This is a genomic window from Bradyrhizobium sp. STM 3809 (genome assembly GCF_000239795.1).
Lineage (GTDB): Bacteria > Pseudomonadota > Alphaproteobacteria > Rhizobiales > Xanthobacteraceae > Bradyrhizobium.
In genome coordinates this window covers 1-2,011 of sequence record NZ_CAFJ01000719.1, presented here as the reverse complement: position 1 = coordinate 2,011, position 2,011 = coordinate 1, and the positions used below count along the sequence as shown (strand labels likewise).

Sequence of the window (2,011 nt, the reverse complement as noted above, 5' to 3'; positions counted from 1 at the left end):
CGGCCGCGCTCGATCGCCGCCGGCGACACCAGCGAGGACACCGCGATCACCGGCAGGTGATGCAGGTTCTGGTCGGCGCGGATGGTCTCGGCGAACTCGAAGCCGTTCATCTCCGGCATCTCGATGTCGGTGACCACGATGTCGAACGTGTGCCCGGAGCGCAGCGTCGCGAGGCCTTCGAGCGCGGAGGCCGCCGTGCGCACCTTGTAGCCGGCCGACTTCAANACCGGCGCCAGCATGTTGCGGAAGAACGGGGAGTCGTCGACCAGCAGCACCGACTGCGTCTGTGCCTCCGTCGCCATCTCCTTGCGGATGAACCAGTCGGCGAACGCCATCGGCAGGAAGTGGCCGACGTCGATCACCTCGGTGGCCTGGCCCTTGATCACGGCCGAGCCGAGGATGCCGTCCTTGGCGCCGGACACCTGGATGTTGAGCCGCTCCTCGACGATGTCGATGATCTCGTCGACCACGAGCCCCATCGCGCGGGTTTCGTCGGCGAACACCAGGATCGGCTGCGATCCGGTGGTCTGCACCGACACGCCTTCCATCTGCACCAGCGGCATCAGCTGGTCGCGGTACTGCACCATGTAGCGGCCGTTGGAGATTTCGATCTTGTCGGCCGCGATCTCCTCCAGGCGCGTGACCAGCGCCAGCGGCACCGCCTTGGGCTGCGCCGTGCCGGCGCGGAACACCAGGAGCGAGGTGAGCTGCTCGCCGCCGATGATGTGATGCGAGGCATGCTCGTCGGCCACCGCCTGCGAGGCCGAGCCGGCGGCGCCGAGCGCCTTGGCGATGCCGTTCGGGTCGATGATCATGATGACGGCGCCGTCGCCCAGGATGGTGTTGCCCGAGAACATGTCGATGTGACGCAGCTTGGTCGACATCGGCTTGACCACGATTTCCTCGGTGTGGAACACGCAGTCCACCACGATGCCGAAGGTCTGGTTGCCGACCTGCGTCACCACGATGAACCGTTCTCCGGATCGGTCGACGAGCCGTCGTCGATCTTCAGGAGCTTCTTCAGGTGCATCAGCGGCAGCAGCTTGTTGCGCAGGCGCAAGACCGCGGTGTCCTTGATGCGCTCGATGCGGTGCTCGGAGTTGGCACGCGCGCGCACCAGTTCGACCACCGACAGCTGCGGGATCGCGAAGCGGTCGCCGCCGGCCTCGACGATCAGCGCCGAGACGATCGCGAGCGTCAGCGGAATCTTGATGGTGACCGAGGTGCCCTCGCCGGCGACCGACTTGATGTCGATGGTGCCACCGATCTGGTCGATATTGGTGCGCACCACGTCCATGCCGACGCCGCGGCCGGACACCGAGGTGACGGCGGCCGCCGTCGAGAAGCCCGGCTCGAAGATGAACTTGTGGATCTGCGCTTCCGTCATCTTCTCGAGCTCGGCCTCGGTGACGAGACCGTTCGCCAGGGCCTTAGCCTTGATGCGCTCGGTGTTGAGGCCGCGGCCGTTGTCGGCGATGCAGATGATGATGTGGCCGCCTTCATGATAGGCGGAGAGGCGGATGGTGCCCTGCTCGGCCTTGCCGCTCGCGGCGCGCTCGGCCATCGTCTCGAGGCCATGATCGGCGGAGTTGCGCACCATGTGGGTGAGCGGGTCCTTGATCAGGTCGAGCACCTGGCGGTCGAGCTCGGTGTCGGCGCCGTGCATCTCGAGCTCGATCTGCTTGCCGAGTTCGGTCGCGAGGTCGCGGACGATGCGCGGCAGCTTCTGCCAGGCATTGCCGATCGGCTGCATGCGCGTCTTCATGACGCCCTCCTGCAGCTCGGCGGTGACGTTGGAGAGCCGCTGCAGCGGCACCTTGAACTCGGTGTCCTCGTTGCGGCGGGCGATCTCGAGCAGCTGGTTGCGCGTCAGCACGAGCTCGGAGACCATCGTCATCAGGTGTTCGAGCGTATCGACGTTGACGCGGATCGACTGGTTGGCGACCTTGTCGCTCTCCTGCACCTCGCCGTCGGCATTGGCCTTGCCGCGCGCCGCCTTCTTCGGCGCTTC

Annotated in this window: 1 pseudogene; it reads right to left on the bottom strand. The window is 66.3% G+C overall.

The features are described from left to right. Positions 1-2,011 (bottom strand): annotated as a pseudogene (locus tag BRAS3809_RS31015) (hybrid sensor histidine kinase/response regulator); the annotation flags it as partial.